The organism is Phyllobacterium myrsinacearum, from assembly GCF_014138285.1.
GTDB classification, from domain to species: Bacteria; Pseudomonadota; Alphaproteobacteria; order Rhizobiales; family Rhizobiaceae; genus Phyllobacterium; species Phyllobacterium myrsinacearum_A.
In genome coordinates, this window is the sequence record NZ_JACGXN010000007.1 from 80,023 (window position 1) to 94,093 (window position 14,071).

The window sequence follows — 14,071 nt, forward strand, 5'->3', positions numbered from 1 at the left end:
ATGCCAATTCTGGAAAAGACGGGTCTAGCGACCCTTGAGAAGGGTCATGAAGCGAACCTGCTCGTTGACGTCACTCTTGAAAGCACCGGTGAAGGTCGTCGTCGTGGTCGTCGAGCCGGAGACGCGGATACCGCGCATCGCCATGCACATATGCTCAGCCTCGATCATGACGGCAACGCCGCGTGGGCGCAATGAACCCTGGATCGCATTGGCGATCTGTGCCGTCATGCTCTCCTGTGTCTGCAGGCGGTGCGCATAGATATGAACCACGCGGGCGATCTTGGACAGACCAACCACCTTCTCGCCATCGGGCAGATAGGCAACATGCGCCTTGCCGATGATCGGAACCATGTGATGCTCGCAATGCGAGAAGAACGGAATGTCCTTGATGAACACGATGTCGTCATATCCGGCGACTTCTTCAAACGTGCGCCCCAGGACTTCCTCAGGGTTTTCGTCATAACCCGAGAACAGTTCCTTATAGGCCTTGACCACACGCTGAGGTGTGTCCAGCAATCCTTCGCGGTCTGGATTGTCACCGGCCCAAAGCAAAAGCGTACGCACCGCTGCTTCCGCTTCTTCCTGTGTCGGACGTCGTAGATTGTTCTGATTGACAGTCGTTGACTGCAAACTTTTAATTACCGCATCCATCGCGATCTCCCGTAGTCGCCCTCATAGGAGCGACGAGTTAAACGGCAATACACGATAATCGTTCCGAAACGAATACGCGGTGTATTGAAGCCGGTTTGGCCCTGAGGCTTTCACCCGGGCGATCACAAGTATCATTGACGCAGAATTTACGCCATGGCGCTTTGTGCTTGCCCGCTCACATACTATATAGAGAGTGAATTCAGGATTCATAGAGCCAAAGCGCCAGACACTTGTCCGATTGCGCTTCGTCTCGGTTCAGGTACGGAAGTCCGTTATGATCAACGACGTCTACAATACGCGTATTCTGGAATTTGCCGGGAATATTCAACGCCTTGGCCGTCTGGATAATCCGGATGCGACCGCGAAGGCTCATTCGAAGTTATGCGGCTCGACGGTTGTCGTCGATCTCAAGGTGAAGGACGGCGTGGTGACGGATTTCGCCCACGACGTCAAAGCCTGCGCGCTCGGGCAGGCGTCCTCGTCGATCATGGCGCGGCATGTGATCGGGGCCACCAGTCAGGAATTGCGCGCGGCTCGTGATGCCATGTTCAAGATGCTCAAGGAAAACGGAGCGCCGCCGGAAGGCCGCTTTGAAGAGCTGAAGTTTCTTGAACCCGTGCGCGACTACAAGGCCCGCCACAACTCCACGATGCTGACATTCGAAGCGGTGGTGGATTGCCTCGATCAGATCGAGAAGAAAAACGCCGAAGCTGCCGCCTGAACCGCCGATGTGCGATCACCCGGCCGATAATCAATTACCCCGGAGAAAACGCTATTCCCGCAACTGGAGCGGGCCGTGGCGCAAGACGCCGGGGCGGCTGTTCGGAACGGGCTTCGTCCGGCTGTACCAGCTAACCCTTTCCGGTTTCATCGGCAATTCCTGCCGGCATCTGCCGACCTGTTCCGAGTACGCTTATGAATCCATCGCCCGTTATGGCCTGTGGACCGGCGGGTGGATGGGCCTGTTCCGGTTTGTCCGCTGTGGGCCGGGCGGCACCCATGGTCACGACCCTGTGCCGACCAGCCTGGATCAGCGTTTTGTCTGGTACATGCCATGGCGGTATTGGGGGGTGAGCAAACCACGGTAAATCACGTTTCTTGGCATGGGGAAGAGGCTGCAGCTTCCACACGAGTCCGTGGTTCGACTTGTCGAACGGACTCACGGTGAGCTTCCTGAGCCCGCCGAAGGGTGAACCACGCACAACCGATATGCCACGAGCCAAACACTTGCAGCGGTCAAAATCTGCTTTTCATCGGCCCCCACTTTACGCCGGGCAAAACTGCGCATAAAAGTCCGCTCGCCGGAGCCGTTCCGGTCATGAAACACCACCCGCGATTGTTGGCGGGACTGGATAGGAGCAATCTGATGTCACAGACAGTTTCCAAAACTGTATCCATGCAATTCCCCGATGGCTCGAAGCGCGAATACGATGCTGCCATTTCAGGCGCGGAACTTGCGGAATCAATCTCGAAATCCCTTGCCAAGAAGGCCGTCGCCTATGCGGTCGATGGCATCGTGCGTGATCTCTCGGACCCGCTGCAGGATTCCGGCAAGATTGAAATCCTGACCCGCGACGATCCGCGTGCGCTTGAGCTGATCCGGCACGATTGTGCCCACGTTCTGGCTGAAGCCGTGCAGGAGCTGTTTCCGGGCACCCAGGTCACCATCGGTCCGGTGATCGAGAACGGTTTCTATTACGATTTTGCCAAGAACGAGCCTTTCACGCCCGATGACCTGCCTGTCATCGAGAAGAAAATGCGCGAGATCATCGCCCGCAACAAGCCGTTCACCAAGGAAATCTGGTCACGCGAAAAGGCCCGCAAGGTTTTTGCCGACAAGGGCGAGACCTACAAGGTCGAACTGGTCGATGCCATTCCCGAAAACCAGGACCTGAAGATCTATGCGCAGGGCGACTGGTACGATCTGTGCCGCGGACCGCACATGGCTTCGACAGGGCAGGTCGGCAATGCCTTCAAGCTGATGAAGGTGGCCGGTGCCTACTGGCGCGGCGACAGCAACAATCCGATGCTCAGCCGCATCTACGGCACGGCCTTTGCGACCGATGGCGAGCTGCAATCCTACCTGCATGTGCTGGAAGAGGCGGAAAAGCGCGATCACCGCAAGCTCGGCCGTGAAATGGACCTGTTCCATTTCCAGGAAGAAGGCCCCGGTGTGGTTTTCTGGCACGCAAAAGGCTGGCGCATGTTCCAGACACTGGTGAGCTACATGCGCCGCCGTCTCGAAGGCGTCTATCAGGAAGTCAACGCGCCGCAAGTGCTCGACAAGTCCCTGTGGGAGACGTCGGGTCACTGGGGCTGGTATCGCGACAACATGTTCAAGGTGACGGTCGCCGGTGATGAAACCGACGACGAGCGCGTCTTCGCGCTCAAGCCAATGAACTGTCCGGGCCATGTGCAGATCTTCAAGCATGGGTTGAAGTCCTACCGTGATCTACCTGTTCGGCTTGCAGAATTCGGCAATGTGCACCGCTATGAACCATCGGGGGCACTGCATGGCCTGATGCGGGTTCGCGGCTTCACGCAGGACGACGCGCATGTGTTCTGCACCGATGAACAGATGGCGGCCGAATGCCTGCGCATCAATGACCTGATCCTGTCTGTCTACAAGGATTTCGGCTTTGATGAGATCACCATCAAGCTTTCGACGCGTCCGGAAAAGCGTGTTGGTTCCGATGCGTTGTGGGATCGTGCCGAAGAAGTCATGATGGGCGTTCTCGAGCAGATCCAGCAGCAGTCGAACGACATCAAGACCGGTATCCTGCCGGGCGAGGGTGCTTTCTACGGCCCCAAGTTCGAATATACCCTGAAAGATGCCATCGGCCGCGAATGGCAATGCGGTACGACCCAGGTCGACTTCAATCTTCCGGAACGGTTCGGTGCCTTCTACATCGACTCGACCTCGGAGAAGAAGCAGCCTGTCATGATCCATCGCGCCATCTGCGGCTCGATGGAGCGGTTCCTTGGCATTCTGATCGAAAATTTTGCCGGTCATCTGCCTCTTTGGTTTGCGCCGGTACAGGTTGTGGTTGCAACCATTACGACCGAGGCCGACGAGTACGGCAAACAGGTCGCCAAGGAACTGAAAGCCGCGGGTCTTCAGGTCATCACCGATTTCCGCAACGAGAAGATCAACTACAAGGTGCGCGAACATTCCTTGCAGAAAGTACCGGTCATTCTCGTCTGCGGCATGCGTGAGGCGGAAGAACGGACAGTCAATATGCGCCGCCTTGGTTCACAGAACCAGGTTTCGCTCAGCCTTGATGATGCGCTCAGGCAGCTTCGCGAGGAAGCCACGCCGCCGGATCTGCGGCGCGCGGCCGCGGAATAATCCCGCATTGCTTTGTGACAGCGTGGTGACTTTCATCACGCTGTCATGAAGTTGCGCAAATAATCAGCCGCTTAATGAGTTTACGACCTATTGCCGGGATGCGAACGTGCAGTTCAGAGAACTCTCCTATGCCAACGATACCCAGTCACGCGTGACGCAATGGCTGATCCGGTCCATTGAAGGTCTGTCCGGCCGCGACCACTATGTCCGGCTGTACAATGCCTGGCGCACGGACATCGTTCCGGCGGGAATCGATGTGTTCTGCCGCATGATGGATCTGATCAACATCCGGCTCGATGTTGAGGATCAGTGGCCACCGCAGCACTTGCCGGATACGCCGCTGGTAATCGTTGCCAATCATCCCTTCGGCATCGGCGATGGTATTGCCGCGCTGGCACTGGCGGAACAGCTGGGCCGGCCGTTCCGCGTTCTCATCAACAATGATCTGATGAAGGTGCCTGAGATCTGGCCCTATGCGCTGCCGGTCTGTTTTGACGAGACCAAGGAAGCCGTCGCCATGAACATGGCCACCCGCCATGAAGCGGTGCGTCTGCTGAAAGAGGGCGTGACCATCGTTGTCTTTCCGGCGGGCGGAGTTGCCACGGCGCCCAAAGGCTTTGGCCGCGCGGAGGATCTTCCATGGAAGATTTTTCCGGCCAAACTCGTGCAGCAGGCCAAGGCGTCGGTCATTCCGGTTTATTTCGGCGGGCAGAACGGCCGGTTTTTCCATCTCGCCAGCAAGTTTTCAATGACGCTGCGCATTTCATTGCTCATCCGCGAGTTTCGCAAGCTGTCCGGCAAGGCCATCAATGTGCGCATCGGCCGGACAATGGACTGGTCGGAACTTGCTCCGCTGGTCGACCGCAAGAATCTTCTGGATTATATGTATGGCGCTGTGTTTTCGCTCGCTCCGCTCAAATCCCGCTGAGTGCCAGTCCAGCGGCCTGCTGGGTGTCAATCCAGCGGTTCATCACCGCCAGCAGGCTGATTGGGGGTGGATGCTGCGCTTGCGCCATCGGTTGCCACCACTTCGACATCCTGATTGCGCCCGGCAACGACCTTGAAATCGCGCTGGTAAATCTTGTCTTTGTTCTTGGCGATGATGATGTATTCACCTTCTGCCAGGACGATGGATGCGAAGGCGCCGACACTTTCCCGCACGATATCGCCTGATGTCGTCAGCACCGACCAGGCCGTGTCGGCAAGGGCCTCACCGCCGGTTTCACGCACCAGCTTCATCGTCAGCTGCGCTGCGCGATGTTCCACATTGGCTTCGGTGATCTTGCCCGCTTCAACACGGATATCGGCGCGGATGACGGCATTGGCCGTGCCGTAATTGGAAACGATCTGGTAGGTCCCGGCATTGAGCCGCACGACGCTTTCCGGCTTCACATCAGGGATAATGAGTGCACGCTCGCCGGTTGAATCCTCATGGTCTTCATAGATCGAGAAGCGTAACTGATCCTGCGGGATGCGCCCGCCGCCGGAGAGGACGGCATTGAGTTTGACACCGCCCGCATCGAGTATCATCGTTTCGTTGCGTTTGGCGCGGGTCATGGTGATCCGCTTCGTCGCTCCCGCCCGGCCGAACGCCACGTGCACGAGGTAGCTGCCGGGTTCCAGATTGAACGCGGTGGTGCCGCCCTTCGAGGTTGCCAGCAGCCGCAGCTTTCCGTCCGCATCGGGCTCGGGTGAGAACACGCGCCAGACAAGACCGCGCCCGATGTTCTCGCCGTTTTCCGCAAGCTTTGCCGACATAACCAGTTCTGCCTCATTGGCGAGGGGTTTGTTGGCAGGTGCTTTCGGATTGGCATATTCGTTGATGCTGGGAATCGCCGGCATTTTCAGCTCGGGCGTTCCCATGTCGGGGGTGAGCGTCTGCGCCCATGCTCCTGTGGCAAACAGGCTGGCGCCCAGCGCAACAAGCAATTGCCTGTGTTTGCCGGAACCCATGACCGCCTGCTGATCGAAGAATATGCCCATTCGCTGTTTTGATCCGAAGCCGGTGGCAATTTCAAGGCTTTTTCGCACGATCGTGACTTTACACAGGCAATGAAACCACGACATTGTCCGCCCATTCGAAAAACAGGACCTGGTACCGCATTCCATGGATCATTCTATGCCTTCGCCCATCATCGAGTTTTTATCGCAGCGCAGTTCAACACCCATCTCCGCCATTGGTCTTCCCGGTCCAAGCGATGCGGACATTGAAACCATGATCCGCATCGCCTCGCGCGTGCCAGATCACGGCCGGCTGACGCCCTGGCGCTTTGTGCTGTACCGGGGAGACGCGCGCGTCGAGGTCGGCAAATATCTGGCTGATCTGGCCGAAGAGCGGGAAGGGCCATTGACCGAACAGCGGCGCGAGCAGGAGCTGAAGCGCTTTGCCCGCGCCCCGCTGGTCATTGGCGTCATCTTCTCCAAGGTTGAGCATCACATCCCGGAATGGGAACAGTTCCTGTCATCAGGTGCGGCGGCGATGAATCTCGTTCACGCAGCCAATGGCCTTGGTTATGCCACCAACTGGATCAGCAACTGGTATTCATCCGACGAGAAGGGCCGTGCCTTGCTCGGCCTGGCACCACATGAGCGGGTGGCCGGTTTTGTCCATATCGGCAGCTGCGACACGAAGGTGCCGGAGCGCCCGCGTCCCGAGGTGAAGGACATCCTGTCGGACTATTCCGGGCCGTGGAAGGGCTGAGCGACCATGTTTTACAAGTTCGATGATGGTCACGGCCTGCCGCATGATCCGTTGAAGGCGATCGTTGCACCGCGTCCGATAGGTTGGATTTCGAGCCGCTCGGCAGCGGGGGAAGTCAATCTGGCGCCATACTCCTTCTTCAACATGATCAGCACAAAACCCTGCCTGATCATGTTTTCCTCGGAAGGGCGCAAGGACAGCGTCAGCTTCATCGAGGAAACGCGGGAATTTGCCGCCAATCTCGTCAGCGCCAACCTGTCGGTGGCCATGAACAGGACATCGGTGAATGCGCCGCGCGGCGTCAGCGAGTTCGAGTATGCAGGTCTCCATGCGGCCGATTGCAACATGATCGGTGCTCCGCGCGTCGCCGAAGCCTTTGCGACGCTGGAGTGTGTTGTCACCGACATCCGCCATCCCACCGATCGCCATGGCAACCCGGTGCAGGCGCTCATGGTGACAGGTGAAGTTGTCGGCGTTCATATTGATGAGAGCATCCTGACCAACGGCCTTGTCGATATGAGCAAGGCCCAGCCGGTATCGCGGCTTGGCTATATGGACTTTGCAACAGTGTCGGAAACTTTTCAGATGTTCCGGCCGAAATGGGAAGGGTGAGGTAGGGGGCAACTTTGCATAGTGTAATTGCAAATTACACCCCCCTCTGTCCTGTCGCACTACCGGGGCGAGCCACGGGTCTCGCCCGCCTTCGGCCCCCCGCAAGGGGGGAGATCACATCGACATCAGAGATTTCGCGCTATTTTCAACATCTCAAATTGTGCGAGGGCTGCTGTGAAGGCTGATCTCCCCCCTTGCGGGGGAGATGCCCGACAGGGCAGAGGGGGGTGTTTGCACCTCTGACAGACTTAAACAGCACCAACCCGTGCAATCAATCGCTCCGCCCGGCGCAGATGCGGACGGTCGAACATCAGCCCGTCAATGCCGATGACTCCCGCCGAGGGATCATCGGCAAACGCCTGAATGATCTTCTGTGCCTGCGCAATTGCTTCGGCTGATGGCGTGAACACCCTGTTGATGACAGGGACCTGCGCCGGATGAATGGCGAGTTTCGCGGTGAAGCCGTCGCGTTCCGCCTCGGCGCACTCGCGCGCAAGACCGTCATCGTCCTTGTAGTTGATGTAAACCGTATCGATGGCAGCGACATCGGCGGCCGAAGCGCCGAGAATGGTCAGTGCGCGCGCCAGCCGGAAAACATCGGTGTAACGGCCATTGTCATCCCGCACAGCGCGCGCGCCAATGACCGCCGACAGGTCTTCGGCACCCCAGCTGAGACCGAACAGCCGTGACGTTGCATCGGGATAGCTTGCCGCCGATAGCGTGCCCAAAGCGGTTTCCGTGATGATGGCAAGTATCTGCGTCGCGCCTTCCGTTGCGCCAGCCCGGGCCTCGTGCACGTTCAGCTTGGCCGAAAGGCGCGTCACATCCTTGCCGCTGTTGGATTTCGGCAGCAGGATTCCATGGGGTAGCGATGGCATCACCGCGTCCAGATCGGCATCAGCGAGGCCGCTGGTCAGATCATTGATGCGCACGAACAGCCGCGGCGAATTTTGATTGCGATTCGATTTGAGGAAATCGGCGGCGATCGTCCGCGCAGCCGCCTTGCGCTCGGCACTCACCGAATCCTCCAGATCGATCAGCAGCACATCGGCTCCGCTGGTTAGACCCTTTTCGAGTTTCTTTTCCGAATCGCCCGGTACAAACAGAAGTGAACGCATCAGGCTGCACTCTTCGATTTCATCATCGCCTGGCGTGTGCATTTGGCCACGAGAACGCCGTTCTGGTTGTAGGCGCGGTGCTCGAACTCGACAATGCCACGATCCGGCTTGGATTTGGACGGCCGCGTTGACATGACAGTGGTTTCCACCCGCACTGTATCCCCGTGAAACAGCGGTGAGGGAAAGGTTACGTCGGTCATGCCCAGATTGGCGATTGTCGTGCCGATGGTGGTGTCATTGACGGAAATACCGATCATCAGTCCGAGTGTGAACAGCGAATTGACCAGCGGCTTGCCCCATTCGGTCTTGCCGGCAAAGTCAAAGTCGATGTGCAGCGGCTGCGTGTTGAGCGTCATGACCGAGAACAGCATGTTGTCGCTTTCGGTGACGGTCTTGCGCAGGCTGTGATTGAAGACGTGCCCGACTTCGAATTCTTCCAGATACAGTCCGGCCATGTGCTGGCGTCTCCTCAATGCGCGTTTTTGCGGGAGATTAGGGCTGCTTTGGCGGCTTCGCAACATGGCAGCATAAACTTCTCCAGTGCGGCCGTAACAACATGGTTAATCGATATGGTGAACTGATCGTAAACCTTTTGTTGTTAGCCTGACTTATAATAAAAGCTTGGGGTCTAACAAATCATGACAATACAGCATTATCTGGCGATGGTCGGACATGCTTCGGCGGCACAACGTTGCCATGCCGCGGGTGCTCTGGCTCACATCTATCTCGAGACTGGCCGTGCCTTTGAAGACCGCTGTGCGGCGGAAGCCGCGCTGACACTGCTGCTGGATGATCCGTCGCCAAAAGTGCGCCTTGCCCTGGCAGAAGCCTTTTCCACCAGCGCGCATGCACCGGTGCACATCGTTGCCAGCCTGTCACGCGACCAGATCGAGATAGCAACCTATATGCTCGCCCGGTCGACCGTGCTGACCGACATTGATCTGATCGACTGCGTTGCCGCAGGATGCGGCGAGACCCAGAAAGTCGTTGCGGGCAGGGCAAGGGTTTCATTCGCTGTCAGTGCCGCCCTGATCGAGATTGCCGAGCCTATCGCAATCCAGGCGTTGCTCGCCAACAGCCGGGCCCAGATTGCCGATATCAGTTTTCGCCGCCTTATCGAACGCTTTGGCCATATGCCTGATGTTCGTTCGCTTCTGGCTGACGATGACCGCCTGCCTGCCGATTGCCGTCACGCGCTGGCGATCAAGGTAGCCGAGGCGCTCTGCCGGATGGATATCGTCATGGCGCTCATGGGCGAACGCCGGGCGAAACGCATCACCAGCGAGGCTTGTGTCAAGGCATCGATAAGTCTGGTGGCCGCGACGCCTCCGGTTCAATATCCGGCGCTGATCGAGCATCTGCAGTTGCGCGGCGATCTGACGACGGCTTTTGTCATCCGCATCGTAGCTTCAGGCAAGATCGATTTTTTCGGCGCCGTACTGGTTTCGCTTTCCGGGCAGAATCTGTCGCGTGTCCGTAATCTCCTGATAGACGGCCGTGATGCCGCGCTGGCTGCGCTGTTCAATGCGGCGGGTTTGCCAGATAGTACGCATCAGCCTTTGCGTATTGCCCTGCATGCGTGGCGTGACGTTGCCAATGGCAAACTGGCTATCGGGCCACAGGAAGTCACGCGCCGTATGATGGAGCATCTCGTGCCGGAAAATCACGGGCTTTCCACCGACCTTGCCGCCGCGAATGACGATATGCAGTCCCTGTTGCGCAAGATCTATCTGGAGGCGATTCGAGAGAATGCGCGGGATCATGCGCTGGCGATGGCAGCCGCCTGATCGGCGTTTTCGGCCATGGGCACGCATTTGATTACAAAATTCCATCGTCCGGCGAATGAATGAATACGCGGCTCGCGTATTCTGTGATGCAAAATTGCTTTTTTGCGCTCTGGTGAACGGGCGGAAATGCTCTGTCCATGCGAAACTCTTATGAATTTCAAAGAGTTGCAGCCGAATGCTATGGTTTTTGACCATTGCCGGAAGATCAGGCTGAATAATAAGACAGTATTACTGACCTAATATTTCATGGTAGAGTGCATGAAAAGTCGCGTGACTGGGAGGTCTGCTGAATGCCTGATAATTCCTCTGGTGAATTTGGTCCACTAAGTCTGCATGTGCCGGAACCGGCCGTGCGCCCCGGCGGTGAGCCGGATTTTTCCAATGTGAACATTCCTGAAGCGGGTTCTGTGCGCCGTCCGCCCGTTGATGCCAATCCGGAAGAAATCCGCGATCTGGCGTTTTCGATCATTCGCGTTCTGAACCGCGATGGCGAAGCGGTTGGCCCATGGGCTGGCGAACTGACGGACGAGCAACTGGTCGAAGGCCTGCGCCACATGATGACGCTGCGCACATTCGATGCGCGCATGCAGATTGCCCAGCGGCAGGGCAAGACATCATTCTACATGCAACATCTGGGCGAAGAAGCCGTCAGTTGCGCATTCCGCAAGGCGCTGTCTCCCGGCGACATGAATTTCCCTACCTATCGTCAGGCGGGTCTGCTCATCGCGGACGACTACCCGATGGTCGAAATGATGTGCCAGATCTATTCCAACGAGAAAGACCCGCTCAAGGGCCGCCAGCTTCCCATCATGTATTCGTCGAAAGAGCACGGGTTCTTCTCGATCTCGGGCAATCTGGCGACGCAGTATATTCAGGCTGTCGGCTGGGCCATGGCATCGGCCATCAAGAACGACACGAAGATTGCAGCCGGCTGGATCGGCGATGGCTCGACGGCGGAATCGGATTTCCACGCAGCGCTGGTTTTTGCTTCCACCTACAAGGCGCCGGTTGTTCTGAACATCGTCAACAACCAGTGGGCGATTTCTACCTTCCAGGGCATTGCCCGAGGCGGCGCCGGCACATTCGCAGCGCGCGGCCTCGGTTTCGGCATGCCCGCCCTGCGGGTTGATGGCAATGATTATCTCGCTGTCTTCGCCGTGGCCAAATGGGCCATCGAGCGGGCGCGGCGCAATCTCGGGCCGACCGTTGTCGAGTATGTCACCTATCGCGCCGGTGCGCATTCCACATCGGACGATCCTTCCGCTTACCGGCCGAAGACCGAATCCGACGCCTGGCCGCTCGGTGATCCCGTCATGCGTCTGAAGAACCATCTGATCGGACGCGGTGTCTGGTCCGAAGAACGCCACACCCAGGCCGAGGCGGAAATCCTCGACACGGTGATCACTGCGCAGAAGGAAGCCGAAAGCTTCGGCACATTGCATGCGGGCGGCAAGCCGTCAGCGCGCGACATGTTCGAGGGTGTCTACGAGGAAATGCCGCCGCATCTGCGTCGTCAGCGTCAGCAGGCGGGAGTGTGATCGATGCCGCGTAAAACAATGATTGAAGCCATCCGCGATGCGATGGACACGATGATGGAACGCGATGACAATGTGGTCGTGTTCGGTGAAGACGTTGGATTCTTTGGTGGCGTTTTCCGCTGTACCCATGGTTTGCAGGCCAAATACGGCAAGACCCGCTGTTTCGATGCCCCGATCAGCGAAGGCGGTATCGTCGGTGCCGCCATCGGCATGGCGGCTTACGGCCTCAAGCCCTGTGTCGAGATCCAGTTCGCCGATTATGTCTATCCTGCCTATGACCAGATTGTTTCGGAAGCGGCGCGCCTGCGCTACCGTTCCAATGGCGGCTTTACCTGCCCGATTGTCATCCGCATGCCGGCAGGCGGCGGTATTTTCGGCGGTCAGACCCACAGTCAGAGCCCGGAAGCATTGTTCACACACGTATCCGGTCTGAAGGTCGTCGTGCCGTCCAATCCGCATGACGCCAAGGGCCTGCTGATTGCATCTCTGGAAGATCCGGATCCGGTGATCTTCCTTGAACCAAAGCGGCTCTATAATGGTCCGTTCGACGGTCATCATGACCGTCCGGTGACGCCGTGGTCGAAGCACGAACTGGGTGAAGTGCCTGATGGGCATTATACAGTGCCGCTGGGCAAAGCCATCAAGCGTCGCGAAGGTAAGCAGCTGACCGTGCTTGCCTATGGCACTATGGTTTATGTGGCCGAGGCCGCCGCCGAGGAAAACGGCATCGATGCGGAGATCATCGATCTGCGTACGCTGCTGCCGCTCGATCTCGAAACGATCGTCGAGTCTGTCACCAAGACGGGCCGCTGCGTCATCGTGCACGAGGCAACGTTGACATCGGGTTTCGGTGCTGAACTGGCGGCACTGGTCCAGCAGCATTGTTTCTACAATCTCGAAGCGCCGGTGGCGCGGGTGACGGGCTGGGACACGCCCTATCCGCATGCGCAGGAGTGGGACTATTTCCCCGGTCCCGCGCGCGTTGGCCGTGCATTGCTTGAAACGCTGGAAGGGTAGGAGCAGACGATGGGTGAATTTGTCATCAAGCTGCCGGATGTGGGTGAAGGCGTTGCAGAAGCCGAACTCGTCGAATGGCATGTGAAGGTCGGTGATCTCGTGCGCGAGGATATGATCCTTGCCGCCGTCATGACCGACAAGGCGACCGTTGAAATTCCGTCCCCGGTGGACGGTGAAATCCTGTGGCTGGGCGGCGAGATCGGGCAGGTGATTGCCATCGGCTCGCCGATCATCCGCCTGAAGGTCGAAGGCGAGGGCCACGCTCCCGCCGCGGAACCGGCCAAGCCCGTCAAGGCTGAAGAACCAAAGCCTCAGCCCGCGAGGGCAGAGCCAAAGCCGGAGATCAAGGCTGAAAAGCCTGCCGCCCCGGTTGTTCATGCGCCTGTATCCGCGCCACTTACATCAGGTGCGCCGCGTGCCGAAGGGGACAGGGCTCTGGCCTCACCGGCAGTCCGTCTCCGGGCACGTGACGCTGGGATCGACCTGCGTCAGGTAACCGGTACCGGTCCGGCCGGACGCATTACCCATGAAGATCTCGACACCTTCTTTGCCCGTGGTTCGCAAAAGCCCGTGGTCTCGGGACTTGCGCCCGATACATCGGTGAAGGAGATCAAGGTGGTGGGCCTGCGCCGCAAGATTGCGGAGAAGATGGCGATTGCCAAATCGCACATCCCGCACATCACCTATGTCGAGGAGATCGACGTCACATCGCTGGAAGAACTGCGCGCCTTGTTGAATAACAAGAAGCGCGCCGACCAGCCGAAGCTGACGCTGCTGCCGTTCCTGATGCGCGCCATGGTGAAAGCCATCGCCGAACAGCCGCAGCTGAACGCTCTATACGACGATGATGCCAATATCATTCATCAGCATGGCGGCGTGCATATCGGCATCGCTGCGCAAACGCCCTCCGGCCTCGTGGTTCCCGTCGTCAAACATGCGGAAGCCCGCGATCTCTGGGGCTGTGCCGCCGAAGTCAATCTTCTGGCGGATGCAGCAAAGACCGGCACGGCAACGCGCGAGCAACTGACGGGTTCGACCATCACCATCACCTCGCTGGGCAGCATGGGCGGTATCGTCACTACCCCTGTCATCAATTATCCGGAAGTCGCCATCATCGGCGTAAACAAGATGATGACCCGGCCGATGTGGGACGGCGCGGCGTTTATTCCGCGCAAGATGATGAACCTGTCCTCAAGCTTCGATCACCGCGTGATCGATGGCTGGGACGCCGCAGTCTTTATTCAGCGGATCAAGACGCTGCTCGAAACGCCAGCGCTGATATTCGTGGAGGGTTGATC

The 14,071-nt window shown here is 58.3% G+C and carries 14 protein-coding genes; 10 read left to right on the forward strand and 4 right to left on the reverse strand.

Features of this window, described 5'->3' with window-relative positions; genetic code table 11:
- Positions 1-24: 24 nt before the first annotated feature.
- Positions 25-651: a GTP cyclohydrolase I FolE gene (gene folE / locus FHW16_RS19395; protein ID WP_182550935.1), complete on the reverse strand. Its 627-nt coding sequence runs from the start codon at positions 649-651 to the stop codon at positions 25-27.
- A 274-nt stretch (positions 652-925) separates the two neighbouring features.
- Between folE and FHW16_RS19400 the strand changes: the two genes are divergently transcribed.
- From FHW16_RS19400 to FHW16_RS19415, 4 genes are all read left to right on the forward strand, one after another.
- Positions 926-1,372: an iron-sulfur cluster assembly scaffold protein gene (locus FHW16_RS19400; RefSeq protein ID WP_182550936.1), complete on the forward strand. Its 447-nt coding sequence runs from the start codon at positions 926-928 to the stop codon at positions 1,370-1,372.
- Positions 1,373-1,379: 7 nt separating this feature from the next.
- Positions 1,380-1,739, forward strand: a complete 360-nt coding sequence (gene yidD / locus FHW16_RS19405) for a membrane protein insertion efficiency factor YidD (protein ID WP_182550937.1) — start codon at positions 1,380-1,382, stop codon at positions 1,737-1,739.
- A gap of 278 nt (positions 1,740-2,017) precedes the next feature.
- Entirely contained in the window at positions 2,018-4,000 is a 1,983-nt protein-coding gene (gene thrS, locus FHW16_RS19410) for a threonine--tRNA ligase (protein WP_182550938.1), read from the forward strand.
- 106 nt (positions 4,001-4,106) lie between these two features.
- Positions 4,107-4,928 (forward strand): 1-acyl-sn-glycerol-3-phosphate acyltransferase, encoded by an 822-nt coding sequence (locus tag FHW16_RS19415; protein ID WP_182550939.1) that lies wholly within the window; start codon positions 4,107-4,109, stop codon positions 4,926-4,928.
- A gap of 26 nt (positions 4,929-4,954) precedes the next feature.
- Here the strand turns inward: FHW16_RS19415 and FHW16_RS19420 are convergent, their stop codons facing one another.
- Positions 4,955-5,953: a hypothetical protein gene (locus FHW16_RS19420; protein WP_182551106.1), complete on the reverse strand. Its 999-nt coding sequence runs from the start codon at positions 5,951-5,953 to the stop codon at positions 4,955-4,957.
- A gap of 166 nt (positions 5,954-6,119) precedes the next feature.
- Here FHW16_RS19420 and FHW16_RS19425 point away from each other — a divergent pair, with 166 nt between their 5' ends.
- Both FHW16_RS19425 and FHW16_RS19430 read left to right on the forward strand, forming a co-directional pair.
- Entirely contained in the window at positions 6,120-6,701 is a 582-nt protein-coding gene (locus FHW16_RS19425; RefSeq protein ID WP_182550940.1) for a nitroreductase family protein, read from the forward strand.
- Between the two features lie 6 nt (positions 6,702-6,707).
- Positions 6,708-7,313, forward strand: a complete 606-nt coding sequence (locus FHW16_RS19430) for a flavin reductase family protein (protein WP_182550941.1) — start codon at positions 6,708-6,710, stop codon at positions 7,311-7,313.
- 248 nt (positions 7,314-7,561) lie between these two features.
- Here the strand turns inward: FHW16_RS19430 and FHW16_RS19435 are convergent, their stop codons facing one another.
- Both FHW16_RS19435 and FHW16_RS19440 read right to left on the reverse strand, forming a co-directional pair.
- Positions 7,562-8,431 (reverse strand): HpcH/HpaI aldolase/citrate lyase family protein, encoded by an 870-nt coding sequence (locus tag FHW16_RS19435; protein ID WP_182550942.1) that lies wholly within the window; start codon positions 8,429-8,431, stop codon positions 7,562-7,564.
- Positions 8,431-8,886: a MaoC family dehydratase gene (locus FHW16_RS19440; protein WP_182550943.1), complete on the reverse strand. Its 456-nt coding sequence runs from the start codon at positions 8,884-8,886 to the stop codon at positions 8,431-8,433. The genes FHW16_RS19435 and FHW16_RS19440 overlap by 1 nt, the downstream gene beginning before the upstream one ends.
- 183 nt (positions 8,887-9,069) lie before the next feature.
- Between FHW16_RS19440 and FHW16_RS19445 the strand changes: the two genes are divergently transcribed.
- The 4 genes from FHW16_RS19445 to FHW16_RS19460 all read left to right on the forward strand — a co-directional run bounded on the left by FHW16_RS19445 (position 9,070) and on the right by FHW16_RS19460 (position 14,069).
- Complete coding sequence (locus FHW16_RS19445) at positions 9,070-10,218, forward strand: DUF2336 domain-containing protein (RefSeq protein ID WP_182550944.1); 1,149 nt, start codon at positions 9,070-9,072, stop codon at positions 10,216-10,218.
- Between the two features lie 290 nt (positions 10,219-10,508).
- Entirely contained in the window at positions 10,509-11,756 is a 1,248-nt protein-coding gene (locus FHW16_RS19450; protein ID WP_182550945.1) for a 3-methyl-2-oxobutanoate dehydrogenase (2-methylpropanoyl-transferring) subunit alpha, read from the forward strand.
- Positions 11,757-11,759: 3 nt separating this feature from the next.
- Positions 11,760-12,773 (forward strand): alpha-ketoacid dehydrogenase subunit beta, encoded by a 1,014-nt coding sequence (locus FHW16_RS19455; protein WP_182550946.1) that lies wholly within the window; start codon positions 11,760-11,762, stop codon positions 12,771-12,773.
- A gap of 9 nt (positions 12,774-12,782) precedes the next feature.
- Entirely contained in the window at positions 12,783-14,069 is a 1,287-nt protein-coding gene (locus FHW16_RS19460) for a dihydrolipoamide acetyltransferase family protein (protein WP_182550947.1), read from the forward strand.
- The last annotated feature ends 2 nt before the right edge of the window (positions 14,070-14,071 follow it).